This window comes from Corallincola spongiicola, assembly GCF_004284785.1.
Taxonomy (GTDB): Bacteria; Pseudomonadota; Gammaproteobacteria; order Enterobacterales; family Neiellaceae; genus Corallincola; species Corallincola holothuriorum.
Genome location: NZ_SHLY01000005.1, coordinates 46556 through 72158, shown reverse-complemented (window position 1 = coordinate 72158; position 25603 = coordinate 46556). Strand labels below are relative to the sequence as shown.

The 25603-nt window shown below is 48.4% G+C and carries 25 protein-coding genes; 8 read left to right on the top strand and 17 right to left on the bottom strand.

Annotation, left to right across the window (positions count from 1 at the left end):
* Positions 1-64: 64 nt before the first annotated feature.
* Both EXY25_RS13900 and EXY25_RS13895 read left to right on the top strand, forming a co-directional pair.
* The gene (locus tag EXY25_RS13900; RefSeq protein ID WP_130567225.1) at positions 65-2452 is read left to right on the top strand and encodes a DNA polymerase II; all 2388 of its coding nucleotides are present in this window, start codon (positions 65-67) and stop codon (positions 2450-2452) included.
* A gap of 118 nt (positions 2453-2570) precedes the next feature.
* Positions 2571-3197, top strand: coding sequence for a hypothetical protein (locus tag EXY25_RS13895; protein WP_130567224.1), 627 nt, complete (start codon positions 2571-2573; stop codon positions 3195-3197).
* Positions 3198-3209: 12 nt separating this feature from the next.
* Here EXY25_RS13895 and EXY25_RS13890 read toward each other — a convergent pair whose 3' ends face one another.
* The gene (locus tag EXY25_RS13890; protein WP_130567223.1) at positions 3210-3680 is read right to left on the bottom strand and encodes a DM13 domain-containing protein; all 471 of its coding nucleotides are present in this window, start codon (positions 3678-3680) and stop codon (positions 3210-3212) included.
* A 275-nt stretch (positions 3681-3955) separates the two neighbouring features.
* Between EXY25_RS13890 and EXY25_RS13885 the strand changes: the two genes are divergently transcribed.
* Positions 3956-4387, top strand: a complete 432-nt coding sequence (locus tag EXY25_RS13885) for a GNAT family N-acetyltransferase (RefSeq protein ID WP_114339571.1) — start codon at positions 3956-3958, stop codon at positions 4385-4387.
* Between the two features lie 68 nt (positions 4388-4455).
* Here the strand turns inward: EXY25_RS13885 and EXY25_RS13880 are convergent, their stop codons facing one another.
* From EXY25_RS13880 to pomA, 6 genes are all read right to left on the bottom strand, one after another.
* Positions 4456-5187: a hypothetical protein gene (locus EXY25_RS13880; protein WP_130567222.1), complete on the bottom strand. Its 732-nt coding sequence runs from the start codon at positions 5185-5187 to the stop codon at positions 4456-4458.
* Between the two features lie 38 nt (positions 5188-5225).
* Positions 5226-5840: a hypothetical protein gene (locus EXY25_RS13875; protein ID WP_130567221.1), complete on the bottom strand. Its 615-nt coding sequence runs from the start codon at positions 5838-5840 to the stop codon at positions 5226-5228.
* Between the two features lie 495 nt (positions 5841-6335).
* Positions 6336-8894 (bottom strand): bifunctional diguanylate cyclase/phosphodiesterase, encoded by a 2559-nt coding sequence (locus tag EXY25_RS13870; RefSeq protein ID WP_130567220.1) that lies wholly within the window; start codon positions 8892-8894, stop codon positions 6336-6338.
* Between the two features lie 112 nt (positions 8895-9006).
* Positions 9007-10461: a tRNA uracil 4-sulfurtransferase ThiI gene (gene thiI / locus EXY25_RS13865; RefSeq protein WP_130567219.1), complete on the bottom strand. Its 1455-nt coding sequence runs from the start codon at positions 10459-10461 to the stop codon at positions 9007-9009.
* A gap of 126 nt (positions 10462-10587) precedes the next feature.
* On the bottom strand, positions 10588-11523 hold the full coding sequence (locus EXY25_RS13860) for a flagellar motor protein MotB (RefSeq protein ID WP_130567218.1): 936 nt from the start codon (positions 11521-11523) through the stop codon (positions 10588-10590).
* 12 nt (positions 11524-11535) lie between these two features.
* Positions 11536-12300: a flagellar motor protein PomA gene (pomA, locus tag EXY25_RS13855; RefSeq protein ID WP_114339469.1), complete on the bottom strand. Its 765-nt coding sequence runs from the start codon at positions 12298-12300 to the stop codon at positions 11536-11538.
* A gap of 349 nt (positions 12301-12649) precedes the next feature.
* On the opposite strand from pomA, the gene xseB reads away from it, so the two are divergent.
* The 5 genes from xseB (at position 12650) to EXY25_RS13830 (ending at position 17158) form a co-directional block, all read left to right on the top strand.
* Positions 12650-12898, top strand: a complete 249-nt coding sequence (gene xseB, locus EXY25_RS13850) for an exodeoxyribonuclease VII small subunit (protein ID WP_114339468.1) — start codon at positions 12650-12652, stop codon at positions 12896-12898.
* Positions 12895-13776, top strand: a complete 882-nt coding sequence (ispA, locus tag EXY25_RS13845) for a (2E,6E)-farnesyl diphosphate synthase (protein ID WP_425455779.1) — start codon at positions 12895-12897, stop codon at positions 13774-13776. Before xseB ends, ispA begins: the two co-directional genes overlap by 4 nt.
* A 22-nt stretch (positions 13777-13798) precedes the next feature.
* On the top strand, positions 13799-15676 hold the full coding sequence (gene dxs / locus EXY25_RS13840; RefSeq protein WP_130567217.1) for a 1-deoxy-D-xylulose-5-phosphate synthase: 1878 nt from the start codon (positions 13799-13801) through the stop codon (positions 15674-15676).
* Positions 15677-15771: 95 nt separating this feature from the next.
* Entirely contained in the window at positions 15772-16611 is an 840-nt protein-coding gene (locus EXY25_RS13835) for a hypothetical protein (RefSeq protein ID WP_130567216.1), read from the top strand.
* A gap of 325 nt (positions 16612-16936) precedes the next feature.
* Entirely contained in the window at positions 16937-17158 is a 222-nt protein-coding gene (locus EXY25_RS13830) for a hypothetical protein (RefSeq protein ID WP_114339465.1), read from the top strand.
* Positions 17159-17244: 86 nt separating this feature from the next.
* Here the strand turns inward: EXY25_RS13830 and EXY25_RS13825 are convergent, their stop codons facing one another.
* The 10 genes from EXY25_RS13825 to EXY25_RS13780 all read right to left on the bottom strand — a co-directional run bounded on the left by EXY25_RS13825 (position 17245) and on the right by EXY25_RS13780 (position 25333).
* Positions 17245-17739, bottom strand: coding sequence for a phosphatidylglycerophosphatase A family protein (locus tag EXY25_RS13825; protein ID WP_130567215.1), 495 nt, complete (start codon positions 17737-17739; stop codon positions 17245-17247).
* Positions 17723-18709, bottom strand: coding sequence for a thiamine-phosphate kinase (gene thiL, locus EXY25_RS13820; RefSeq protein WP_130567214.1), 987 nt, complete (start codon positions 18707-18709; stop codon positions 17723-17725). Before thiL ends, EXY25_RS13825 begins: the two co-directional genes overlap by 17 nt.
* 12 nt (positions 18710-18721) lie before the next feature.
* Entirely contained in the window at positions 18722-19138 is a 417-nt protein-coding gene (gene nusB / locus EXY25_RS13815) for a transcription antitermination factor NusB (protein WP_114339459.1), read from the bottom strand.
* Positions 19139-19149: 11 nt separating this feature from the next.
* Positions 19150-19614 carry a 6,7-dimethyl-8-ribityllumazine synthase gene (gene ribH, locus EXY25_RS13810; RefSeq protein WP_114339457.1) on the bottom strand — a complete coding sequence of 155 codons (465 nt, stop codon included), beginning with the start codon at positions 19612-19614 and terminating at the stop codon, positions 19150-19152.
* A gap of 85 nt (positions 19615-19699) precedes the next feature.
* The gene (ribBA, locus tag EXY25_RS13805) at positions 19700-20809 is read right to left on the bottom strand and encodes a bifunctional 3,4-dihydroxy-2-butanone-4-phosphate synthase/GTP cyclohydrolase II (RefSeq protein WP_114339455.1); all 1110 of its coding nucleotides are present in this window, start codon (positions 20807-20809) and stop codon (positions 19700-19702) included.
* A gap of 116 nt (positions 20810-20925) precedes the next feature.
* On the bottom strand, positions 20926-21591 hold the full coding sequence (locus EXY25_RS13800; protein ID WP_114339454.1) for a riboflavin synthase: 666 nt from the start codon (positions 21589-21591) through the stop codon (positions 20926-20928).
* Positions 21592-21625: 34 nt separating this feature from the next.
* Complete coding sequence (ribD, locus tag EXY25_RS13795; protein WP_130567213.1) at positions 21626-22747, bottom strand: bifunctional diaminohydroxyphosphoribosylaminopyrimidine deaminase/5-amino-6-(5-phosphoribosylamino)uracil reductase RibD; 1122 nt, start codon at positions 22745-22747, stop codon at positions 21626-21628.
* A 26-nt stretch (positions 22748-22773) separates the two neighbouring features.
* Entirely contained in the window at positions 22774-23238 is a 465-nt protein-coding gene (nrdR, locus tag EXY25_RS13790; RefSeq protein ID WP_114339450.1) for a transcriptional regulator NrdR, read from the bottom strand.
* Between the two features lie 110 nt (positions 23239-23348).
* Positions 23349-24602: a serine hydroxymethyltransferase gene (gene glyA / locus EXY25_RS13785; protein WP_130567212.1), complete on the bottom strand. Its 1254-nt coding sequence runs from the start codon at positions 24600-24602 to the stop codon at positions 23349-23351.
* A 116-nt stretch (positions 24603-24718) separates the two neighbouring features.
* Positions 24719-25333, bottom strand: coding sequence for a LysE family translocator (locus tag EXY25_RS13780; protein WP_114339447.1), 615 nt, complete (start codon positions 25331-25333; stop codon positions 24719-24721).
* Between the last annotated feature and the right edge of the window lie 270 nt (positions 25334-25603).

The window sequence follows — 25603 nt, the reverse complement described above, 5'->3', positions numbered from 1 at the left end:
TTCTACTTCAACATCGTCACATAGTAGACTGTATCCGTAGTTCCTTCTGTCTGGACCTCTTCTTTTGCTTTTAACTCATTCTAGTACTGTCCACACTGGCTTCTTATTGAGCCGGCATAGCCGCGACACAGCATCGGGTACGCAAATAGTCTTGTGGCTAACCAGCGAACAGGGCCCAGTAAAGCTAGTCATCGAAAACCAACAGCCGCTGTTTTTTATCGCCACACAATACCGAGCGATGGCCGAAGCGAGCTTGTCCAGAGCCAAACTCACATACCAGTGTAAAGACCTGCCCCTCTCGCTGTTTGATCATAGCCCTGTCTCGGTATTCTATTTCACTGCCATCAATAGCCATTTTCGTGCCCAAGACCTACTAAGAGAGCAGCAGATTGAGCTGTTCGAAGCTGATTTTCGACTGCATGACCGCTATCTGATGGAACGCTTTGCCAAAGGAGGGCTCCAGTTCATTGGCCAGCCTAGTCAACGACAAGGTTATATAGAGTATCAACAGGCGAAAATTAAACCCGCTGAGTATCTACCAGAGTTTAAGGTTCTATCACTAGACATCGAGTGCTCTCTACAAGGTGAACTTTACTCTATTGGTATGCATATACCCGCCTCGGAGCAACAAGCAGAGATCGCCACTGTCATTATGCGCGGAAAGCCGCAGCCAGCCTCAACCGCTATCACTTGGGTCGACGGTGAGCGAGAGTTGCTACAAGCACTCGAGCAGGCGATGCAGCAACTCGACCCCGATATCGTAATCGGTTGGAACGTGGTCAATTTTGATTTTCGCCTATTACTAAAGCGTGCCGAGAAACATCAGTTAAAACTGCGTCTGGGGCGCGGTAACAGCTACGCTAGCTGGCGTGACTCGCGAACGGAAAACAATCAGGGCTTCATCACCTTACCCGGCCGAGTCGTTATTGATGGGATTGATGGCCTAAAGACCGCAACTTATAGCTTCGACAGCTTTAGCTTGGAAGCTGTGGCTCAAACACTACTTGGCAAGGGCAAATTGGCTGACAATGTCGCTGACCGAATGGCAGAGATCGACCATAACTTCCATCACGATAAACCCGCACTGGCCGCCTATAACTTGGAAGATTGCCGCTTAGTCAGCGAAATTTTTGAGCATACTCAGCTGTTAGATTTCTTGCGTCTCCGCAGCCAACTAACCGGCTTAGAGCTCGACCGTATTGGTGGCTCTGTGGCCGCATTCACTAATGTGTACCTGCCCAAGTTACACCGCGCCGGATATGTTGCACCTAATCTTCCCGCTGATGGCGGCCTAGCCAGCCCCGGCGGCTATGTCATGGACTCACGTCCGGGCCTATACAAGCATGTGTTGGTGCTGGATTTTAAGAGCCTATACCCATCGATTATCCGCACCTTCAAAATTGATCCTATGGGACTAATCGAAGGGCTAAAGACCCCGCAAAGCGCGATCCCAGGTTTTCGGGAAGCGTTGTTTTCTCGGGACAAGCACTTCCTGCCAAGCATCATTAATGAGCTTTGGTTGCAGCGGGACGAAGCCAAAAAAGTCAAAGATGCGCCGCGCTCGCAAGCAATTAAGATCCTGATGAACAGTTTCTATGGCGTACTCGGCTCAGGTGGCTGCCGCTTCTATGATCCGAGGTTGGCCAGCTCTATCACCCTGCGTGGCCACGAGATCATGCAGCAAACAGCCCGTTGGATAGCCGAACATGGCTATGAAGTGATTTATGGTGACACTGACTCGACGTTCGTTTGGCTAAACGGTGATTTCAACAGTAACCAAGCCGATAGCATCGGCCAACAGCTGGCTGAAGATATTAATCTTCGCTGGCGACAAAAGCTGCAGCAAGAATTACAACTCGACTGCCACCTAGAGATCGAATACGAAACCCACTATCGACGCTTCCTGATGCCCACAATTCGCGGTTCCGAGGCGGGTAGCAAAAAACGTTATGCCGGTTTAATTGGTGAAGGCGCATCCGAAAAGCTGATATTTAAAGGGCTCGAAACCGTTCGTACCGATTGGACAGAGCTAGCTAAACAGTTTCAAACCCAGTTATATCAGATGGTGTTTCACGATCAGGACCCCAGCGATTTTATCCAGCAAACAGTCAATGAAACCTTAGCCGGTCAACGCGATGCACTGTTGGTTTACAAAAAGCGCTTACGCCGTAAGCTAAGCCATTATGTTAAGAATGTGCCGCCCCACGTTCGCGCAGCAAGAATTGCAGATGAAAGAAATCTTGCAGAGGGCAAGCCACAGCAATATCAACACAAAGGCAGTATCAGTTACCTAATCACACTAAACGGTCCTGAGCCGGTTGAACACCTCACCAGCCCGATCGATTACGATCACTACATTGATCGCCAGTTAAAACCTGTCGCGGACGCGATTCTTCCTTTCATAAAACTTGATTTTGATCGATTAATAGATAACCAATTAGGGTTATTCTGAAAAGTCATCGCCTAATCACCTTAAAAACGTGAACTCGCGCATGAATTGCTGTATATTTCGCCAACATTTTTTATCGACAAGGACGTGCTGAACATAACAGGTAAGAAGTAAACCAGTAATGAACGATGCACCTCTAACAAGCACCTGCCCCTTCTGCACCAGCAAACTTGCTGAACGCGCAATGACGTGTCCTAGTTGCGACGCGCCATTAGAGAAGACCCCCAAGGCCGATGCTAAATGGTTAACGCACAAAGGTATCGAGTATGTTTGGTATACCCAACAAGCAGAGCTCTATGCTACAGAAAGAGCGTTAGATCCTAAGAGACTTATTGTTGAGATCCAGTCAGGTGCCCGACAAGGCTACTGTGAAAATGGAACCTGGTTTGTGCGTTATGAGTTAGCCACTAAACGTCGTGGTCGAAATATTCCCATGATCGCAGCTTCTGTTGCTACCATTGCTACCCTGCTGGTTGGCGGTGTTTATACTAAAGGCTATACAGCAACAGCTCACAACAGCGAAAGGGATCGCGCTATGCTGTTGTGTAAAGCAGACGTTGAAGGCCATGCAGAGCCCGGCGAAATAACCTATATCGACGCGCAGACCTCACAGCCCAGTGATAGACTTTGGCAGGTAACTTATCAATTGGAGTTCAACACCCGCACAGAGCGCGGTGTTAAGAAAGTGGCTACCTGCGTATTAACTAACGGTCAGCTATCCAACGTGGAACTGGTCACACTGAAGTAGGCACAGGCTCAACTAAAAGCGATACTGCGCCGACGTAATAAACTGCTCAAAAGTTTCACACCAAACCACCACCGTATTGTATCTATGAACATCCACATCTGCCGGCACCGGCAGCATGAAATCGTTAAAGCTTTCAACATCCCCGAGATGCTTTGCCATCGGCTTTAGCGCTAAGAAATCAGCTTCAGTTTCAACAAACTCGGAAACCAAATAGAGCTGATAATCAGGCCCGGGAGCAAGCTCGCCATCTAGGCTTACATAGTCACCACTGATATGCACTTTGCCCTCGCCCCAGTGCAAAAAATCACTGTCTAATCTCTCTCGATCGAACTCAGCCTGATAGTCAGCATCAAGTGCATGCTGTTGTAATAAGCTCTCCGACGGCCCTGGCTTTGCTGTTAACACCGGTAGTAAGTAGATACCTAGAACCACACCGCAAACAAGCAGTGTGCAATGCGACAATATCAATAATATCGATTTCACCCGTTCCCCTTACAAATAACGACAGTTAACTAATAAGAACCTGCGCAACGGAGAAAACTTTCAACGTACGTAGCAGCTTCTAATATGTATGCAAAAATATCATCTGCTTTGAATTTAAGACGCTAGAACGGCTTAAGTCACGATTTCATCCAGCTTATCGTCACTCAATACTTGAAAATAGCGGTGAAAACGTCAAGAGTATGAGGCACTGGTCGGCGTTAGCAACTTAACTTGCACGCCAAAAAGATATTCCCCATTACAAGAGTGAAGACAGCATGGATGTTCGCATAGTCACAGATGGTGAAGCACTGGAAGAAGCGGCTGTGGTACTTTGCCACCTGCGCACCCAATTTACCTTTGCATCACTGCTCCGGCAGGTCAAAAAACAGGTGAAGGAAGGTTACCAACTGGCCTGTGTCTATGACGGTGATAAGATCGTTGCTGTCGGCGGCTTTGTCATCGGTTTAAAATTGGCTTGGGGGAAGTTCATCTACGTCGATGATGTCATTGCACTACCTGAAGAACGCTCCAAAGGCGCTGGAAAGGTTTTGCTGGATTGGTTAAAAAAATACGCGAAACAACAGGGCTGCGACCAGCTTCATTTAGACTCAGGGGTGCAGCGCTTTGACGCCCACCGTTTTTATCACCGAGAAGGCCTAAATATTGCGAGCCACCATCTGTCTAATACCAATATCCAAGATGGCTGACCAACAAGCGAAGTGATATCAACAAAGTAGAACGCCTCGCACAGAGCTCTACTTTGACATGAAGTCAGCTAGTAGGCTTTGCGCGGAGCGCGAAGTTTTGCGGTATCTTGCATTAACATATTGTAGAGTCCACGGGTTTTACGATTCATCTTCACTGCTAAGTTATTCGCTTTGCGATTTTTATCTTTGCATAGGACATAGTCCTTCGCTTCCTGACTGTTTGTCCAACCCATCTCATCAGGTTTCTTACACGTCTCCTTTATCGCCTTTAGTCCTGAAGAGTTGAGTTCGTGGGCAGCAATAATTGTCTCACTGACTAAAGCATAATCTTCCTTAACGATTTTTTGATATATAGCAATTCTGCAAGCTGCTCCCTTTACGCTATCAACGGTACCACTGTAGCGTTTGCCCTTACTTGAGTGCTTTCGGTAATTAGACATGGCGTAACGATGAGACTTCCAACCAGAAATAAGACCACTCATTGCATTCAGTAAATTAATAGCCTCATCTTCATTGTACTCAACGTTCTTATCGCCGCACGTGCAGGCTACATCGTTACAGCGGACCGACGAACGTAACATTTCTGGTCGTTTAAACCAGCTACCATGCAGCCCATCAACACCTTCCGTTTTATCTAGAACCTCCTGAATCCCCTGTTTACAAGGCATTTGTTGAAACACCATTTTGCCATCGATATCACATTTAAATATCTCAGCACTTACAGGTAAAGACACTCCCCCAGTCAAGGCCATAAGCACTGCTAGACAAGTTACGACAGCTCTATTCATCCGTTTATCCATCACTAATCTGTTTGATTCTACTTTTAAGTAAGCCTTAACTATCGTTGCTTAATTCTAGGCCGTTCCAACGTCGCCAGATTTCGCTTTAACTCACGATAGTGTTCTTCGTTGAGCTCTTTTTGGAACTCGTTATCACGACGTGCGACCTCATTTTCCATCATGCACATCTGATAACTACGCGATTCGTTTTCATAACGATGTTGTTCAAATATCCCTTCGTTAGGGGCATTTTCCCAGTCGATTGGGGCTGGCTCGACACACTCTTTATCCCCCTTATTGATCCGAGCCTGTATGTTCTCGCGCTCGTTATAGATCTTAGTGCTCACTTCGCCAAAGTAGGTCTTTAAAGTGTGTTGAGCATACTTAATTTCGCAGCCATTGAGCTTCAGCTCTCGTGTTAATTCTTCTGGTGCCTTGCCTCGAGCCTTCATCTCGCCAGTGTATTGACTCAATAAGTAATCATCTTCAGCCCAAGCGCTTTGCAGTATGTCCATCGCTTGGTTGAGCCTATTTATTTTTGAATAACTTCCAACAGGGTAACGATGACGCTCTTTATCGCAGCTGCAACCTTTCTCGTTACACCTTAACTCCAAGGAAAATTTGGGGCGCGTAAACCAAGACCCATGCATGCCATGTACTGGCTTTTCCTGCATCAGTGTCTTTTGTTCTCCTTTAACGCAAGGCGTTGACTGAAAGATAGTTTTGCCATCAATAGAGCATTGATAAACTGTCGCTGAGGCTAGTGTTGGAGTGGATATAACAAAAGAAAAAAGTAGGGTTTTTAACAAATAACTACAACTGAATTTCATACAACACTTCCGTGTAATCGGCTCCTCATGTTAACCAGAGGTTAACTCATACCGTTATACTAACGAAACCAAAGCATATATTTCAAATTACTTATTGAGTCATAGCTTTTTTCGAATAAAACAAGTGATGGATATCTGGCTAGTGACAATCATTCACCCGCTCAAGTTCAGCCCATTCAGTAACATCGTCGTTGCCGGAAAATTCCATGGGCATAGGCATGCCCCTGCAGTACAATTGCTCTGAGGATAAGACCGATATCCCGCAGACAATATACCCAAACTCAAATACAAGGTAACGCTCGTCAATACAACTTCAAAATTGAGCTCCCCTCCTAACAGTTAATGTCTAGAAAGATACTCAGATAACAACAGGTCCAGTGGTTGCGGCTGGGCAAGATAAAACCCCTGCAGATAATCAACACCGATCGATTCAACCAATTCACAAATCGCCTGGTTGCGAACAAATTCCGCCGTCGTTTGAATACCTAATGACTGACACAAATTGTTGAGATGCTCCACCATCAACCGCTGTTGTGGATTGGTATCCATGTCGCTAACCAATGAGCCATCGAACTTAACCACTTCTGGACTGAGCTTAAGGATCTCATTCATATTGGAATAGCCGGAACCAAAGTCGTCAATAATTAACCTAGCCCCAGCTTCGCGCAATGGCTGCAAGCGCTCTGCAAAGGCTGCATAGTCAACTATCTGCTCCGTTTCCAGGATCTCTAAGCCTATATGCTGCGGTGTCTGCGCCGCTCGAATATGCTGCAGCAAACACTCATAGGTGGTGTGATTAAAAAAGTCCTGTGGAGCAAGATTGATACTATAACGCACAGCCTGGCCATCCAGCATTTCTATGCTTTGGCGGATCACTTCTCGACTCAGCTGGCTGTAGAGTTCACTGTGACTGACCGCAGGTAAAAACTGCGCCGGTGAAATGTATTCATTACCAAGACGAAGGCGCACCAGGCATTCGATTGAAGCCAGTCGACGCTCTCCTGAAGCCAAAATAGGATGGCCAAAAACAACCACTCTATTCTCTGACAAAGCAGATTTAACCGTGGCCATAGCCGCGATAGCATCGACAGGATCAATCGTCGAGTGCTCATGGGGCTGAAAAAGCGAAACCAACTTATTATTCGCTAGCGCTTCTCGCCGAGCCTGTTTCGCCCTATGCACCATACGATTAAGCTTGATATCTGATACCGGCATCTTGCCACCAGGCTGCGCCACGACACCCGCTTTCAACACAAAGTTAAGTGGTGTATCTAATTGCAATGAAGAAACCGGATACTCAATCACGTCGATATCCCGAAGCATCTTCTCCAATTGCCTTAACAGGTTTACTTCGCTGACATCGGTGCATACAGCTAACAACCACTCACTACCACTGAGCTGAAAAAGCTCGGCAGCAGACGGCCACACTTGCTCTGTATGTGATGCCAACTGCGCCGCCAGCCAAATGACAGCTTGGTCACCTTGCTTATCACCAACCCCATGGTTGATCCAACCCAAGTTACACAGCTTAATCACTGCCATGCCTGATAGCCGTTGATATTGCTGTAAACGGGTTACCAATTGACCGCGGTTCGGTAGTTTGGTCAGCGGGTGTTGTTGAGCTGAAGCCAGTAAGGCACTGGTTTTCTGAGCAACCTCATCTTCTAAAGATTCGTTTAGTTGCTCTAAATCGGTAAACGCTTGATTAATTAGAGTAAAGACTGGGCTAAGCGTACGATCGACGCGCTCATTTTTTACAAAGGTGTCTGGAGACGGTGCCACGACATCCCCCTTTTCAGAAAGGGAAAGATAGGTCACGCTATGATGCGCAATACGCTGGCTAGGCACAGCGGCAAACTCACCGAAACAGTAGCCTCCAACGCTGGGAGCAAGCTCCTCAAAAACTGCCAGCTCCTCCTCAATACAACCATCATCATTGAATATTCGCGAAGCGCAGTTATAGAGAAATACCGCCTCTGGTGCTTCCGTCTGGATCTCATGCAGTTTTTGCCGAATACGGCTTTGCGAAAGCTTAGGATGAAAATAACTAAACTGAACCTGAACGCCCTCAGGTATTGCTTCTGTCATCTCCATGCTGCCATCATCGAAAGCCTTAATAGCAGCAGTGTAGAACTCTTGGTTTCCTTGGCGAAACAGTAACGGAAAATCCTGACACACCTCGAACTGACACTGGCCATTGATACTAAAATAGCGAGCGTAAGCGTCAGCGATCGTCTCACCATCCACTTCATACAGACGATGTCCCTCTGCTCGAGTCACCACCATTCGTCGCCCTACCGGCATCCATTCCAGGAAAGCTGATTGCCATACTTTCAAGCGATGGGAACGTAACGCAACAGCGCCAATGATCCCGGGAGCACAATGCTCATCAACCATTACCCATGGGCCTTTGGCCTCAGCGGAGTGATCAACGATCCCGCCCACGATGGGCACATCGTTATTAAGCTTTCCAACCTGACCAAATAGTTGCTGACAGGACGCGTCAATGCCGTCGGCAAAACAGATAAACGCTCGGTTGTCAGCGGCATCCAACTGCGAGAAAAGTGCGCGACCATCCTGTTCACAGGTTTCAGGGGTTACTGTATGCCAGCTTGTTTCTATATGACTCTGTTGCAGATGGGCCAAAGAAACAATGATGGGCGTTTCAACATGACGGCCGCCAATCAATCCATTATTGAGGCTCATGCCAATAACAGCACTATTAGGAAAACGCAGCTTTAACTGCTTCGCTAACTCCTTCGCTTCCTCTAACGTTAGCGCAGCAAAAACTTGGATAAGAAAACAGCCGATCTGCTCATCGCCCCCTGCTGGATGCCAGTCGGGTAGGCTATCCAGCAGCTGTGGTAACGATTGAAATTGACGATTCTCAACATACATCGGCAGACTGTTATCCCAGAATAAAGCTATCGACTTCGGTCATAGACCATATTCCCCAAGCTTAAACACCCATATCGACGATGAGAGCGTGCACGACGCCCTAAATGAGCTGTTACGGATGATAAACTTTCACATTAACAAAACCTTGCTCATGCAGATAGAGCGCCTGCAGTTTGCTCATCACGCCCTTGGCACAATACAGATGATAGGTTTTTGATTGGTCAAGATCACCAAACTTTGTAGCCAATTTATAAAAAGGCATCACGCTCACTTCCACACCTTTGACTTCTAATGGTGCTTCTTCCTCTTCATCCGGTGCGCGAATATCTAGTATCACAGCATGACTATCTAACTCACCGGCAAGCTCAACCTCGGCAACCTCTTCAGAAGCAGCACGACCTATATCGCGAATATCTTCAACTTTAGCGGCCGCCAGCACCTGTTCGATCAGATCCGGAGACAACTTAGCTTCTTCAGCTTCCACCTTACTCAGTACAGCTTTCACTGTCGGGCTTTTAGATATCACGCCGCAGTATTCCGGCATGGTGATAGATATCTGCTCGGTGCCTATTTTACGCGCAATATCAATAATGGTTTGCTTGTCAAAAGCAGTCAGAGGCCGAACAATGAGGTGATCGGTACAGCCATCAATGACACGCAGGTTGGTCAATGTCTGGCTGGATACTTGTCCCAACGCTTCACCTGTGACCAACGCCTGGATCCGCATTTTTCCCGCTACCTGGCTGGCCGCACGCATCATTAAGCGCTTTAAAATAACGCCCATCATGCCATCAGCCACCCGCTCCAGCAGTTCGCCAACCACTGGTTCAAATGGGATACTAACGAACTTCACGCGATGGGAAGAGCCGAACTTGTCCCACAAGTAATAAGCCATCTGCTTCACACCAATCTCATGGGCTGCGCCCCCCAGATTGAAGAAACAATAATGAACCCGGCTACCTCGGTTAATCATCATATAGCTGGAAACTGCCGAATCGAATCCACCAGAGATCAGCGACAAAAGATCTTCTTGCGTGGCAATGGGGTATCCCCCCATACCAGGGTGCGTGGCCTTAACGATAAACAGCTTGTCCTTATCCAGCTCCATACGCACTGTGACATCGGGATTTTTTAGTTTCACCCCTGCGGTCTCATTGTGCTGGTTAAGACCTCCGCCTACGTAGCGTTCAACATCTAACGAGCTGAAATCATGTTCACCAATACGGCGCACACGCACACAGAAAGTCTGTCCCGCAAGCTGCGGTCCCCAGATCGGCTGCACCTGCTCGTAGATATTGTGAATATCGGTAAATTTCGATTCTTGCACTTCAAGAAAGTGCGCAATACCGGGAGTACATTTCAGCGCTTCGATAAGTTGTTCGGCCTGCTCAGGCGTCGCGCCATCACATTTGACCTCGAGCTTGTCCCATTCCATTCGCACCCGCGTATCTTCGTAAATACGCTTCAACACGTTACGAATATTGGACTGTAAGATCTTCGAAAAACGCAGACGAACAGAACGACTTTTGATGGTGATTTCAGGGAACAACTTAACGATAAAACGCATGGATACGACAAGCCTGTGTTAACGGCGATTAAGTGCGCGGAGTATAGCGCAAGGGGGATATGATTGGCGAGCCGGAGGGCTCGCCAATCATGGAGAAGATAATCGCCTTCAACGATAAAACAGGCGCTATTCAGCCACGCCTATTTCATCCGACTGCATACTCTTACCTTGCATGATGGAGATCTCAACACGGCGATTGCGACGTCGGCTATCCACTGTTTTATTGGGTTCCAAAGGTTGCGTATCCGCTCGCCCTTCCACCGCCAAACGATGTTCATCGAAACCTGAAACTTTCACCATCTCATGAGCTACCGCCACCGCACGCTGGGCACTCAAATCCCAGTTCGAACGGTACAACTCGGAACTGATACGCTGGTTATCAGTATGACCTGACACAGTGATCACCCCTGGCACCTGGTTCAGTAACTTGGCAATATTCTGAATAATAGGCTTAAACTGCGGCTGCAAAAAAGCCGAACCAGAGGGGAAAGAGCCTTTTTCACGCACACGGATGGTGATCTGTTGACCTAACGCTTCAAGCTCCAACGCACCATCTTCAATCTGCTCTTCCAGCTGCTCAGCCAACCGTTTCATTAACTCTTCAAGCTGCTCTTGGTTAGCCGCTTCAGCTTCTGACGGCGTTGCTGGAGTGGCATCGGTAGAGGTCGAGTCTGCCGCACCACCACGGGCATCGCCCCGTTGCTTCAAGCGCCCCCCCGCAGAGTCTTCATCACCCGCCTGAAACTCCAGGGTCTGCTGGGTAACTTCGACAGTTTGCTGTTGGATATTCTCAATCGGTGTAGGATCAGGGCGGCCGGGACGAAACTCCTGAGCAATGACACTGGTGCCTTTGGGGATATCTTTCACTTCAATCTGATTCTGTACACCGAAGGCATACTTCATAGAACCAGCGATCTGCTTAAACTTCATCACATCCATTTCTGAAAATGCCAGCAACAGCACGAAAAAGCACATCAGCAATGACATCAAGTCCGCAAAAGTCCCCATGTAGGCAGGTAGCCCAGGGGGGGGACATTTGTGGTCTTCATCGACTTCAGCCATGGTTCAACTCGCCTATTCGCCGGTGGTATCAACCTGGCGCTTACTTTCGGCCAGATAATTTTTCAGCAATGCTTCGATCACCCGAGGGTTCTGACCATCCTGAATACCCAGAATAGAATCCAGAATTAACTTGCGATTAAGCTTCTCCTCTTCTGCGCGCAGGTTCAATTTAGCCGTAATAGGGATCGCCACCATGTTTGCCAGAATGGCACCATACAATGTTGTCAGCAACGCTACCGCCATCGCCGGGCCAATCGATTTGGGATCATCCATGTTCGACAACATAGCCACCAAGCCGATCAGGGTACCAATCATCCCCATGGCAGGAGCCACATCCCCTAGCGCTTTAAAGAAGCTGGCACCAAACTCGTGACGACTTGCCGTCATCTGAATATCTTTTTGCAAGGTGTCGCGAACCACTTCGGCATCATGGCCGTCGACCAGCATGTCCACGCCTTTCTGCATAAAGGAGTTACCAATCTCAGCCTCCTCCAATGCTAGGAAGCCGCCCTTACGCGCAGCGTCAGCCATCTCGACCGCTTTCTCAATCAAGTCTTCTGGGCGCTCAAGTTTGAACATAAAAGCTTTTGCCGTGATCTTTAGCGCAGCGAAAAACTGGCCAATAGAAAACTGCATCATCACCACAAACATTGAACCAATCAGTACGATCAGCACCGATGGCACATCGAAAAACATAGTGAGGTCGCCACCCAGTATCATTGCCATGACGACGAAACCGAATGCGCCAACCAGGCCTATTAGCGTTGCCAGATCCACTCAATACTCCTGTTTGTTCTAAGTTGCGTATACAGCACCAAAGTCATCAACGATTTGGTATTACGCATATTGCTCGCTATCATAGCTTTGCCGTTGCGCCATCGCAAAGCGCAACTCGACAAAAATGAGCTCCAGCAAGCATCTGTTTTGACCCACATTTTCATTATCGTCGGATAATCTGTAAGCGTTAGCTGTTTTATTCGAAATGCCTGCGTCAGATCACTCGATTACTGCGATACTCAAATCATAGCAACTCTATAATGATTAACGTCACTTGAATGTTTGTTAACAAATTGACCCTTTTCCAGCACTGGGGTACCTTTGCCGCGACACTTTGACAGGAGCCGGTATGGCAGCAAAAAAACCGGAAAATATGACCTTTGAAGCGACCCTCGACGAACTCGAGAGTATCGTGACAACCTTAGAGCAGGGCGATCTTCCTCTGGAAGACGCGCTACGCCAGTTTGAACGCGGTGTTGGCCTGTCTCGGGCAGGGCAACAAAAATTGCAGCAAGCTGAGCAACAAGTAAAAGTGTTGTTGCAAGAGCAAGGTGAAGAACAGCTGATCGATATGTCTCAGGATGAACAGCGGTCGTGACTATCAAACAACAATTGATAAGTCGGCAAGCAACTGTTGACCAAGTGATCCAGCAACAGCTGGCGGCATTACCCCAAGATGCGCCCCGATTAAGGGATGCGATGCACCATGCAGCACTGCTTGGCGGCAAGCGTATAAGGCCGTTTTTGGTGTATGAAACAGGCCGTATGCTGGGTGCGACAGATCAACAATTAGCACCAGCGGCAGCAGCGATTGAGTATGTCCACGCATACTCACTAACCCACGATGATCTGCCAGCGATGGACAACGATGCATTGCGCCGTGGCCAGCCCACCTGTCACGTCGCCTTTGATGAGGCAACCGCTATCCTAGCTGGTGATGCGCTGCAGACCTTAGCTTTTGAAGTACTCAGCCAGGCTGACCAGCTAAGCGCTGAATGCCGAATCGCCTTAATCCAGCAGTTATCGCGAGCCAGTGGTTATCTGGGCATGTGTGGGGGACAGGCGATGGACATTGCCGCCACCGACCAGCAGATAAGCTTACCGCAACTGAAAGCGATCCATAGTGCCAAAACTGGCGCCTTGATCAGAGCAGCTGTTCGTATGGGGGCAATTATTGGCAACGCATCAGCTGAAGTAACAGGCAAGTTAGACAACTATGCCAAGGCCATTGGTCTCGCTTTTCAGGTTCAGGACGATATCCTTGATGTCACTAGTGACACCAAAACCCTAGGTAAACCTCAGGGCTCCGATAGCGAATTAAACAAAAGTACCTATCCTGTACTGTTAGGGCTTGAAGGGGCACAGCAGCATGCTTCAAGCTTACTCGACGAAGCACTACACGCTTTGCAGGGATTACCGTACAATTCAGACAATCTGGCCGAGTTTGCACGCTTCGTTGTGCAACGGTCTCGCTAATAGAACGAATAAGAACAATAAGATGAGTGTGGATATAAACGACTATCCGTTGCTGGCCAAGGCGCCACTACCGCCTAACCTAAGAGAACTTCCCCAAGATCAGTTGCCGCAGCTTTGCGACGAACTGCGTCGTTTTTTACTTGCTTCTGTTAGTCAAAGTGCTGGACACCTGGCTTCTGGGTTGGGGACGGTGGAACTCACCGTCGCCCTGCATTATGTCTATAACACTCCCTTTGACCGTCTCCTTTGGGATGTGGGTCATCAGGCCTATCCTCACAAAATTCTCACTGGTCGTCGCGATCAGATGGAAACCATCAAGAAGAAGGACGGATTGCACCCCTTCCCTTGGCGTGAGGAAAGCGAGTACGACACTTTGGGTGTCGGTCATTCATCCACTTCAATCAGTGCCGCGCTGGCAATGGCGGTAGCGGCTGAACGAGAGCAACAAGGACGTAAAGTTGTCGCGGTGATCGGGGATGGCGCGGTAACCGCAGGCATGGCGTTCGAAGCGATGAACCATGCAGGCGATATTGATCCCAACATGTTGGTTATTCTGAATGACAACGAGATGTCGATTTCAGAAAACGTTGGCGCACTAAACAACCATTTAGCCCGCGTACTGTCAGGTAGTCTTTATACCAGTATTCGCGAAGGCGGTAAGAAAGTCCTGTCCGGCCTTCCCCCCATTAAAGAGTTAGCGCGTCGCACTGAAGAGCACCTCAAAGGTATGGTCGTACCCGGCACATTTTTTGAAGAGCTCGGTTTTAACTATATTGGCCCCATTGATGGCCACGATGTCGATGCTTTGGTAGAAACCCTGCATAACATGCGTCAGCTAAATGGTCCGCAGTTACTGCACGTAATGACCAAGAAGGGTAAAGGGTACGCTCCAGCTGAAAATGATCCTATAGGTTATCACGCGGTGCCGAAATTTAATCCAGATGAGGCGCAGCTGCCCAAATCAACACCAAGTCACCCTACCTATTCAAAAGTTTTCGGTGATTGGCTGTGTGATATGGCAAAACAGGATGACAAACTCCTGGCTATCACTCCTGCCATGCGCGAAGGTTCAGGTATGGTGCGTTTCAGTCAGGAACACCCCGATAAGTATTTTGATGTCGCTATCGCCGAGCAACATGCTGTCACACTCGCCGCAGGTTTCGCCTGCGAAGAATATAAGCCTGTGGTCGCTATCTATTCTACGTTTCTGCAACGGGGTTACGACCAACTGATCCACGATGTGGCGATCCAGGACTTGCCAGTACTGTTTGCCATCGATCGTGCCGGTGTTGTTGGCTCCGATGGCCCAACGCACCAAGGCGCTTATGACATTAGCTTTATGCGCTGCATCCCCAACATGGTGATCATGGTACCAGCCGATGAAAATGAGTGCCGCCAGATGCTCTATACCGGCCATCAGTTGCAACAACCTGCTGCAGTGCGCTACCCACGGGGTCAAGGACCAGGAGTTGCGCTGGAAGAGGATATGGTGGCCCTACCTGTAGGCCAGTCCCGCACCATAAGAACGAGCCAGGCTACAGAAAACAAAGTCGCTATTCTTAGTTTTGGTACCTTACTTGAACGTTGTAAAGCAGTAGCTGACGCGCTGGATGCCACGCTAGTTGATATGCGCTTCGTGAAGCCACTGGATACCGCGGTGATCGATCAGGTATGCGTGGATCATACAACGCTGGTAACCATTGAAGACAATGTGGTGATGGGCGGTGCAGGCTCTGCAGTCAATGAATACCTGATGGCGACTAAGCAGTGCAAGCCCGTGCTAAACCTCGGCCTGCCGGACGAAATTATAAGGCATGGTGGCCAAGAAGAGATCCTTGCTGATTTAGGCTTAGATGCTGCAGGTATTGAAGCCAGTATCCGAGATTACTGTCAGCGGTAACTAAACCCTATATTTATAGCAATAAAGCATCCCTAAAAAACAAATACAACTAGCTCTAAAATTGCCAAATATATTCAAATGGAGTTGTAAAAGACATGAGTTCTATCTTTTCTGGACAAGGAGAAATGAGCCGAGGGTTGAGTAACGTTTTAGGTGGAGTTGCGACCCTTTTGGGCGGGTTGATTTTTTTAATTTCTTCCGGAGAAGATAGAGTTTTTTTATATTCTCTGTCAGCTTTCATGCTGACGCTCGCAGCCTTCGGCTTTTCTCATGGTAAACTAAGAAAGTTGATCGGCAGTTTAATCTCTTTATTTTTCATATCATTATCATTTTATGCTGTCGCTGTAAGCGATGACCTAATGACAATAGTCGCTATTCCATTAGTATTTGGGGTCCCGGGCGCAATCTATATTTATATAGCTAGGTTCGGCATTTGGCATAACACCAACCAGTACTCTTCTAAAACCAAAAAAGTTAACATATCCCAAACGAATAGTGAGTTAACTGACACCACTACCACTCATGTTGAGATTGAGCTATCAGGCAAACAATTAATTGATAATACTAGAGGCATTCCCTTAGCCTCTCTTATCATTTATATGCTTATAAGTAATCTACTATTTTCAATTATATATGCTTTGCTCCCGGAATTAGCAACATTAGTTACAGCAGGACATTTGACCTCTGACGAAAGGCGTTTATTCGGCTACACATACGCATTAATATGTTTATTAAAGTCTGTAACCATCTTATTTATTTGGCTTAAGAAAAAAATCGCTGTATTTTCTTATGTTATTATTGTTGTTATAAACGTACTGATAACAGCCCTACTACTGCAGTCAGTAATTACTTCGATTTATATTCTGATAGGTTCATTATTCATACCCGCAGTGCTGTTATCGCTAATCCGCAATAAGTGGCACATTTTTAGCTGATACCGTCAACACCCAACGTATTTAACGCTATCTTGGATAATCTGACTTAACCAAATGAAAACTTCTTAGCTCTCATTTTCAATAGAAATTCCGTAATCAAGAAATTTATAACCATGAGCTCAAGGCGACAAAAATAGACAGGCATTGACACAGTAAAGATAGATCCATACAAAGATGGTCAAGGTAGGAGTTTGACTAATTTACGGCTAGTTGCCACCCTCAGGTTCTCTTCACTATTTGGACTTGTTAACAGCATATCTTTCATCAAGCTCTCGAATTGCTCTAATGAATGCTATACATTAAGGATGTCACGTAGGAGATGTGTATGGAAGTAATAGACCGCCCCACGCCAGAATCGGCTATTGAAAAGCGGATAGAAGACGCCATTACGGATGCCTGTGAAAAGAATTCACACCTCACGGCAGCGATGATAGAACGTTTCGCCCAAGCCCGTGATATCCCCGAGCTTAGAGAAGCACTGCGCTCTCTCGAACAGGAAATACACGAAGCCTATGCGGCAGCCTTGGAGTCTTTCTCCGCAAAATAATCTAACCACCTGTCTGCAGCTGTATAAAAAAAGAGAGGCAAAAAAGCCTCTCTTTTTTATACAGCTGCCGTTTTCGCTCAAAAAGATCAGTACCAGTAATAGAGAGCCAAATGCATCACCGCAAGACCAAATAGCCCCGCGATCACATCATCAATCATGATGCCAAAGCCGCCATCGACCTGCTTATCTAGCCAACGAATGGGCCAAGGTTTAAGAATATCGAAGAAGCGAAAGGCAACAAAAGCAGCCAATATCCATGGCCATTCAACCGGCACCCAGAACAAGGTGATCAACATACCCACCACCTCGTCCCACACGATCCCACCGTGATCATGTACGCCCATATCCTCACTGGTCTTGCCACAGATCCAGATACCAACAACCGCCATGACCGCTGTGGCTAAAAGATAAACCCAATCAGGGAACTGCAACAACACAAAGTAAAAAGGAAACGCAGCTAAAGTGCCCCAAGTACCCGGCGCTTTTTTGGCTAAACCCAACCCAAAGCCACAGGCAAGAACATGCACAGGATCTTTAAGATTAAAGCGCCCTTCCGGCTGTTGCTCAGTCATGAGTAGCATCCCGAAACGGATCCCAACCCTGCCAAAGCTCAGACATAGGTTCACCGCCGCGTGTCACTATCACTTCGCCCCGTCCAGGTTTAAAACGACCAATACAAGCAAAGGGTACCGCAAAGTGCTTCAAAGCAGTTTCGACCGAGCCCCGATTCTCTTCTGGCACCGCAAACAGCAGCTCATAATCATCCCCCCCCGCTAATTGATAACGCAGGCGATCTGACTCAGGCACACTTTGCGCAAGGGCATCCGAGATAGGTAACTGCTCGGAAACTACCTCCACGTCACAATAGGAAGCTTTGGTAATATGCAGCAGATCCTGCAACAAGCCATCAGAGATATCGACTGCCGCAGAAGCTAAACCTTTCAACGCCTGTCCTGCCGCAACCCTTGGCGTGGGGTAAAGCAATCTTTTTTCTAGCTTTTCCCTGATCTGACAAGATTCAGTTATCTCGCCACGAGGCATTTGTAATAGTTCTAAACCGCGACAAGCATCGCCAGGTGTCCCGGTCACATAGAGCCAATCGCCAGGATTAGCTCCGCTGCGTCTTAATGCCTTATCCGCCTTCACTAAACCGTGGGCTGTGATCGTAATAGACAAGGGACCACGGGTCGTATCACCGCCAATCAGGCTAACCCCATAGTATTCACAAGTGTCCGCTAAAGAAGCCGCGAACGCTTCAATCCAATCATGGCGTTTATCAGGCAATGTAATAGCAAGGGAGATCCAAGCAGGCTCAGCCCCCATCGCCGCCAAATCACTTAGATTTACGGCAACGGCTTTATGACCTAAAGCATGGGGAGAAACATCAGGTAAAAAGTGCACACCTTCAACCAGGGTATCTGTGGTGACAACTAGTGCGCGCGACTCCGGTAGGGAGATCATCGCAGCATCATCACCAATCCCAAGCAGCACATCCTTGCGCTGTGCGCCCCGCCCCGTAAAGTGGCGAGCAATCAATTCAAACTCATTCATCGGTGTACACTGTTACCCAGGACGATTCAGGCTATTACCCAACTTATCCAAAACACCATTGATAAACTTATGGCTATCATCACTGGCAAATGATTTTGCCAATTCAATACCTTCATTTATCACGACGCGGTAAGGCACATCGTTTCTATGCATCAGTTCGTAAGCACCCAAACGCAGGATCGCTTTATCGATCTGATCAACTTCGGCAAATGGGCGACTGACAAAATCTGCCAACTTGGCATCAAGCTCACTCAAACGCGAAGCGACACCGCTGAGCAGATCACGAAAGTAATCAAAATCCACAACGGCAGGATCGTTGTCAGTAACGTATTGCAGTTCGATATCCGCAATACTGTCGTTAGTCATTTGCCATTGATAGATGGCCTGCAGCGCAATGCGCCTTGCCTTACGGCGTGCAATAGGTTTCACAGTAACTCCAATTAAAGCGCAGACATCACGTTAACCATTTCCAAGGCCGACATAGCAGCTTCGCCACCCTTATTACCAGCTTTGGTTCCAGCGCGTTCAATCGCTTGCTCGATAGTATCTGTAGTCAACACACCAAAGGCCACTGGAACAGATGCTTCCAGAGACACTTGTGCCAGACCTTTGTTGCACTCACCGGCAACATAATCAAAATGCGGTGTACCACCACGGATCACGGCACCCAAAGCGATAATGGCGTCATATTCACCTTTCGCCGCAACTTTTTTTGCCGCCAGTGGCAGTTCATATGCGCCAGGTACGCGAACAACCGTAATGTTGTCGTCTGCGACCTGTCCAACACGCTTCAACGTGTCAACAGCACCTTCCAACAAGCTTTCGACAATAAAGCTGTTGAAGCGGGAGATAACAATGGCAATTTTTGCGTTGGGAGCAGCAATAGCGCCTTCGATAACTTTCATGGATCTTCCTTTTACAAATAGGTGACCCGGCTGACCGCCAGAAAAACCGCGTAATAATAGCACAGTGACCGGTCAGGTCGGGAGTTTACTCAGATAGATATTCAACCACTTCTAAACCAAACCCAGCCAAAGCATGATATTTCTTCGGCGAACTCAGCAGACGCATCTTATGAACGCCAACATCCGCTAGGATCTGGCTACCAATACCGACACGACGAGAAGTCCCCTGCCACTTAGCGGCCGCAGGTTGCTCCCCTTTATCTTCTTTTTCAAATGTTTTCAGATGCGCGAGCAGCTCTTCATTATTTTCTTCGCGTCCTAACAACACCATCACACCACCCTCATCAGAGATGCGGGTTAACGCCTTTTCCAGCGGCCAACTGCGCGTCGATGCACGATCGCTAAACAAAATATCGTTCATAAAACTTTGCAGATGAACCCGAACAAGGGTTGGCTGATCCGGTGTCACTTCGCCTTTAAGCAACGCGAAATGCAGCTGACCATCAATAATGTCGCGATAAGTGATCAGCTCAAATTCACCAAAGGCGGTCGGCAGGTGGCACTGCGCCACACGCTCAATGGTCGTTTCATTGAGGTTACGATATTCAATCAAATCAGCGATGGTGCCAATTTTGATGCCATGCTTTGCTGCGAGTATTTCCAGCTCTGGACGTCTCGCCATGGTGCCATCTTCATTGAGGATCTCAACGATAGCCGCTGACGGGTCAAAACCGGCCAAACGCGCTAAGTCACAGCTCGCTTCGGTGTGCCCGGCACGGGTCAATACCCCACCCTCTTCAGCGATCAGCGGGAAGATATGACCTGGCTGCACCAAGTCTTTGGCTTCAGCATCAGGCGCAACAGCAGCCAAAATGGTTTTCGCTCGGTCTGCCGCGGAAATGCCTGTCGTTACACCTACGGCCGCTTCAACAGACACAGTAAACGCTGTCGAATATTGCGCATTATTGTTATCCACCATTAATGGCAGATTCAGCTTCATGCAACGCTCTCGATTCATTGGCAAACAGATCAGACCGCGGCCATGGGTGGCCATAAAATTAACCGCTTCAGGGGTTACCTTTTCAGCAGCCATGACGAAATCACCCTCGTTCTCTCGGTCTTCGTCATCCATCAAGATCACCATCTTGCCCTGGCGGATATCTTCAATCAGCTCTTCAATGCTGTTTAATGCCATTTTCTGCCTGCCTTTATCATTCTATTTTTAGCCATAGGAGCTGGCTTATTGTCGAGCGTGTCATTGTCGGGCCTGACAATATGAAATCACTCTTATCTAGTGGTGTTATCTGCTGCTTATTTCAAGAAGCCGGTACGACCCAACAGAGCCATCACATCACTTTGTGGCTGGGCTTCACTGACCGCAGCCTTATCCCCTAACATCAGCCGCTCGATATAACGAGCGATCTGATCAACTTCCAAATTCACCTTAGTACCGGTTTGAAACCCTTTCATGGTGGTCTCATCTGCGGTATGGGGCACTATGGTCAACTTAAAGCGTGCGCCGTCAACGGCGTTCACCGTCAAACTAATCCCATCAATACAGATTGAGCCTTTCTCGGTAATGTAACGAGCCAGATGTTCCGGAGCTTGTAGCCAAAATTCAATTGCACGCCCGGTCGATTCGCGGCTAACAACCTCAGCTAAAGCATCAACGTGCCCACTGACCAGATGCCCGCCCAAACGGGTCGTTGGCGTGACCGCCTTTTCCAGATTCACCCGCGCACCGCGGCTGGCACTGGCAAAGTTTGACCGCTTCAAGGTTTCAGTCGACAAGTCAGCACAGAAGCTGTCGCTAGAAAGCGCCACCACGGTCAAACAGACGCCGTTGCTGGCGATGCTGTCACCCAGCTTAACGTCGCTCAAATCTAATTTACCGGTAGCGATCTCCAGAGTCACATCTTGCCCCTTCGGCTCAATACGACGGATCTCACCAACCGCTTCAATAATTCCTGTGAACATAAATTCTCATGTCTATCGCTGTGAGCAGAACGACTTAATCATCGAGCTTAGGTTTAAACGTAGCAACAATCCGGAGATCGTCTCCAACCTGCCGCATATCTTGCCAGTCTAACTCTGGCAGTTGCGCCATGTCGTCAAACTCGGTCAAGTTAAATAGCCCTTGGGCACTGTTTCCCATTAATTTGGGCGCCAGATACAAAATAAGCTCATCAACCAGACCGGCATTCAGCAGCGCCCCGGCAAGCCTTCCTCCGGCTTCAACCCAAACCTCATTGATCTCTTTACTGGCAAGTTGGCGCATTAAATTACGCAGATCCAACTTACCCTCCAATTCGGGGATGGCCAGCATAGTCACGTTTTCTTGCCACGGAGCTTCCACATCGGCAGCTTTTCTGGCGATCCAGAGTTCGCCGGGCAGCTGGAACATCTTTAGCGCGGGCGAGATCTGTTTACGACCATCAACCACCACACGCACCGGTTGTCTGACGGGCAGAGGATAATCTTGAGTTAACTGTTCCGGCCTCACATTCAACGCCGGATCATCGGCCAGCGCCGTGCCGCTACCGGTGACAATAGCGCAACTCCGTGCGCGCCAATGCTGCACATCCGCACGAGCAGCTGCACCGGTGATCCACTGGCTCTTGCCATTACTCAAGGCGGTTCGCCCATCCAGACTGGCTGCCATTTTTAGGCGTACCAGAGGCATACCAGACTGCATTCGTTTAATAAAACCGGGGTTTAAGCCCTCGGCTTGCGCTTCCATAAGTCCATAACGCACACGAATACCTGAGGCTTCCAACAAGCCAATACCCTGGCCTGACACTAGCGGGTTTGGATCAACCATAGCAACAACCACTTCTGTAACCCCGGCGTGTACTAAGGCTTCAGCACAGGGACCAGTGCGGCCATGATGAGAGCAGGGTTCTAAAGTGACGTAGCAGGTAGCGCCGTTGGCCTGCTCTCCCGCTTCAGCCAGGGCATTCACCTCGGCGTGCCCTTCTCCCGCGCGCCGATGATAGCCTTCACCCACAATCTGCCCAGCGTTGACAATGACACACCCCACCCGAGGGTTCGGAGAAGTGGTATATAGTGCCCGCTCAGCTAAATGAATAGCGCGCTGCATGAATCTGTGGTCGTCTGGAGAAAATCGCGCCATGGGATGCTCTGCTTGGTCCGCTCAGGTTAGTGGTTTTGCGAGTTATTGCCCAACTTGGCAATCACATCTTCAAACTCACCGATGGTTTCGAACGACAGGTAAACGGAGGCAAAACGAATATAAGCCACTTTGTCCAGCTTCTTCAACGCTTCCATCACCAGCTCTCCGACCATCTTACTGCCCACTTCACGCTCACCAGTGGCGCGTAAACTGGACTTAATATCAGCCACAGTCTGTTCCAACTGATCAACACCGACAGGACGTTTCTCCACAGCGCGAAGTAACCCGCTGCGCAGTTTATCTTCATTAAAAGGTTCACGGCTGCCATCGCGCTTAATTAGACGCGGCATTACCAGCTCTGCGGTTTCAAAGGTGGTGTAACGTTCATGGCACTTAGTACATTCACGGCGGCGACGCACCTGACTGCCATCAGCCACTAAACGTGAATCGATCACCTTGGTATCTGGCGCAAAACAAAACGGGCAATGCATAAGCTCTCCTTGGGTAAGCGCTCACCATAACGAACTCTCGGATAAAAACAAAAAAACTGGCCGTCCTATTAAAGACGGCCAGTTATCAGCGCGTGAGTTCCGCCTTTATCTTAAGCGTAAACTGGCAGACGCTTGCAGATCTCTTCCACTTTACCGCGTACTTCAGCGATAACAGCTTCATTTTCAATGTTATCAAGTACGTCACAGATCCAACCAGCTAACTCTGTCGCATCAGCTTCGCTGAAGCCACGACGGGTAATTGCTGGTGTACCGATACGCAGACCAGAGGTCACGAAAGGTGAACGCGGATCATTAGGTACGGAGTTCTTGTTCACTGTGATGTGCGCGTTACCTAAAGCAGCATCGGCATCTTTACCAGTGATATCTTTGTCGATCAAATCAACCAGGAACAGGTGATTATCAGTACCGCCGGAAACGATCTTGTAACCACGATCGATAAAGCCTTTCGCCATCGCTTTTGCGTTAGCAACTACCTGCTTCTGGTACTCTGCAAACTCTGGCTGCAACGCTTCTTTGAAAGCAACCGCTTTAGCTGCAATCACGTGGCATAAAGGACCGCCCTGACCACCAGGGAATACAGCGCTATTCAGCTTCTTGTAGATAGCTTCGTCATTGCATGCAGATAAGATCAAACCGCCACGAGGACCGGCGAGGGTCTTATGAGTGGTGGTAGTCACAACGTGCGCGTGGGGCAATGGATTCGGATAGATACCCGCCGCCACTAAACCAGCAACGTGTGCCATATCAACAAACAGGTACGCACCCACTTCGTCGGCAATTTCACGGAACTTAGCCCAATCTAGGATCCCTGAATAAGCAGAGAAACCAGCGATAATCATCTTCGGCTTATGCTCCAAGGCCAGCTTGCGTACCTCTTCGTACTCGAGCTTGCCATCATCATTGATACCGTATTGAACAGCGTTGTAGATCTTGCCAGAAAAGCTGACATGAGAACCGTGAGTCAGATGACCGCCATGGGCCAGGCTCATACCCAACACAGTGTCACCAGGCTCAATCATCGCTTGGAATACTGCTGAGTTGGCCTGAGAACCAGCATGGGGCTGTACATTGGCATAGGTTGCGCCAAACAACTCACATGCACGGTCGATAGCCAACTGCTCGGCGACATCGACGTATTCACAACCACCGTAATAACGCTTAAAAGGATAGCCTTCTGCGTATTTATTGGTCAGCTGAGAGCCTTGTGCTTCAAGTACACGAGGGCTGCAGTAGTTTTCTGACGCAATCAGTTCGATGTGGTCTTCCTGACGAGACACTTCGTTGGTCATCGCCTGCCACAATTCAGGATCGAAATCGGCAATATTCATATCACGCTTCAGCATGGTTTCTCCCGGCGGGTGCCAAAAATGGGCTAAGAGGGTGTTTCAAGGCGGCGTATTTTACCCCGAGTAATGCCGTATGCCTAGTTTTTGTATCTTCTTTGACCTTAAACAAGGCGTTATACGAGAACAACTCGCGCTGCGATCAGCAAAAATACAACCCCTGTGACCCTGTCTATCCAATGACTATAACGTTTTAACCAAGGCAAAATGCCTTGATGGGAAAGTAACAGTGAAACCAAGGTATACCAGCACCCGTCCACGAGAGTCACGGTCGACACCAGCATTAAAATAGTCAGCCAATTCATATCTGCGGCGATGAACTGGCTAAAGAGTGCGGTAAAAAACAGGGCGATTTTGGGATTCAAAAAAACGATAGCAAACGCTTCGCTCGCCGAATGCAGATAAGGGATATGCACTTTGTCTTCGCTATCAACCACGAAAGAACTAGGCCCTGAACGCAGTGCTTTCGATGCGAGCCAAACCAGATAGCCAGCACCGAGATAACTGATCCAGAGAAACAGTTGTGGAAACTGTGTCATCAGCAATCCCAAACCGAGAATCGCCGCCAAGGCATAAGCACCAATACCGATGGCATGACACCAACTCGCCAGCAAAGCATGTCCGCGGCTACGTTGAATACAATTGCGCATGATCACCGCCAAGCTCGGGCCTGGGGTCATCGCACCCAATAGACAGACAGCAAATACGGAGAACCAAGCAGTCAACGTCATACGGCAAACATCATCTATGCATCAAAAGAGGGAGAGTAACCATAATGATCCCCCAGCAAAGATCAATCAATAGGGCTAAAAGGGAATGGATAGGCAAGCAAACCCAGCGTAAGCCCTGTATAACAAGGCATGCGAGCTCACATCGTTGATATGGCGCACTATATGCTTGCAGTAAACAATGACTCGCGGCCAACTCAGATAGTGACCACGATAGCTTACCCAAGGAGCCTATTATGTTTACTGCACTCATTGCGACATTAGCACTACTTG

Coding starts and splice junctions, on each gene's coding strand:
- EXY25_RS13895 (WP_130567224.1), top strand. CDS start 2,571: ATGAACGATGCACCTCTAACAAGCACCTGCCCCTTCTGCACCAGCAAA.
- EXY25_RS13885 (WP_114339571.1), top strand. CDS start 3,956: ATGGATGTTCGCATAGTCACAGATGGTGAAGCACTGGAAGAAGCGGCT.
- EXY25_RS13880 (WP_130567222.1), bottom strand. CDS start 5,187: ATGGATAAACGGATGAATAGAGCTGTCGTAACTTGTCTAGCAGTGCTT.
- EXY25_RS13875 (WP_130567221.1), bottom strand. CDS start 5,840: ATGCAGGAAAAGCCAGTACATGGCATGCATGGGTCTTGGTTTACGCGC.
- EXY25_RS13870 (WP_130567220.1), bottom strand. CDS start 8,894: ATGTATGTTGAGAATCGTCAATTTCAATCGTTACCACAGCTGCTGGAT.
- thiI (WP_130567219.1), bottom strand. CDS start 10,461: ATGCGTTTTATCGTTAAGTTGTTCCCTGAAATCACCATCAAAAGTCGT.
- EXY25_RS13860 (WP_130567218.1), bottom strand. CDS start 11,523: ATGGCTGAAGTCGATGAAGACCACAAATGTCCCCCCCCTGGGCTACCT.
- xseB (WP_114339468.1), top strand. CDS start 12,650: ATGGCAGCAAAAAAACCGGAAAATATGACCTTTGAAGCGACCCTCGAC.
- dxs (WP_130567217.1), top strand. CDS start 13,799: ATGAGTGTGGATATAAACGACTATCCGTTGCTGGCCAAGGCGCCACTA.
- EXY25_RS13835 (WP_130567216.1), top strand. CDS start 15,772: ATGAGTTCTATCTTTTCTGGACAAGGAGAAATGAGCCGAGGGTTGAGT.
- EXY25_RS13830 (WP_114339465.1), top strand. CDS start 16,937: ATGGAAGTAATAGACCGCCCCACGCCAGAATCGGCTATTGAAAAGCGG.
- EXY25_RS13825 (WP_130567215.1), bottom strand. CDS start 17,739: ATGCTACTCATGACTGAGCAACAGCCGGAAGGGCGCTTTAATCTTAAA.
- thiL (WP_130567214.1), bottom strand. CDS start 18,709: ATGAATGAGTTTGAATTGATTGCTCGCCACTTTACGGGGCGGGGCGCA.
- ribH (WP_114339457.1), bottom strand. CDS start 19,614: ATGAAAGTTATCGAAGGCGCTATTGCTGCTCCCAACGCAAAAATTGCC.
- ribBA (WP_114339455.1), bottom strand. CDS start 20,809: ATGGCATTAAACAGCATTGAAGAGCTGATTGAAGATATCCGCCAGGGC.
- EXY25_RS13800 (WP_114339454.1), bottom strand. CDS start 21,591: ATGTTCACAGGAATTATTGAAGCGGTTGGTGAGATCCGTCGTATTGAG.
- ribD (WP_130567213.1), bottom strand. CDS start 22,747: ATGGCGCGATTTTCTCCAGACGACCACAGATTCATGCAGCGCGCTATT.
- nrdR (WP_114339450.1), bottom strand. CDS start 23,238: ATGCATTGCCCGTTTTGTTTTGCGCCAGATACCAAGGTGATCGATTCA.
- glyA (WP_130567212.1), bottom strand. CDS start 24,602: ATGCTGAAGCGTGATATGAATATTGCCGATTTCGATCCTGAATTGTGG.
- EXY25_RS13780 (WP_114339447.1), bottom strand. CDS start 25,333: ATGACGTTGACTGCTTGGTTCTCCGTATTTGCTGTCTGTCTATTGGGT.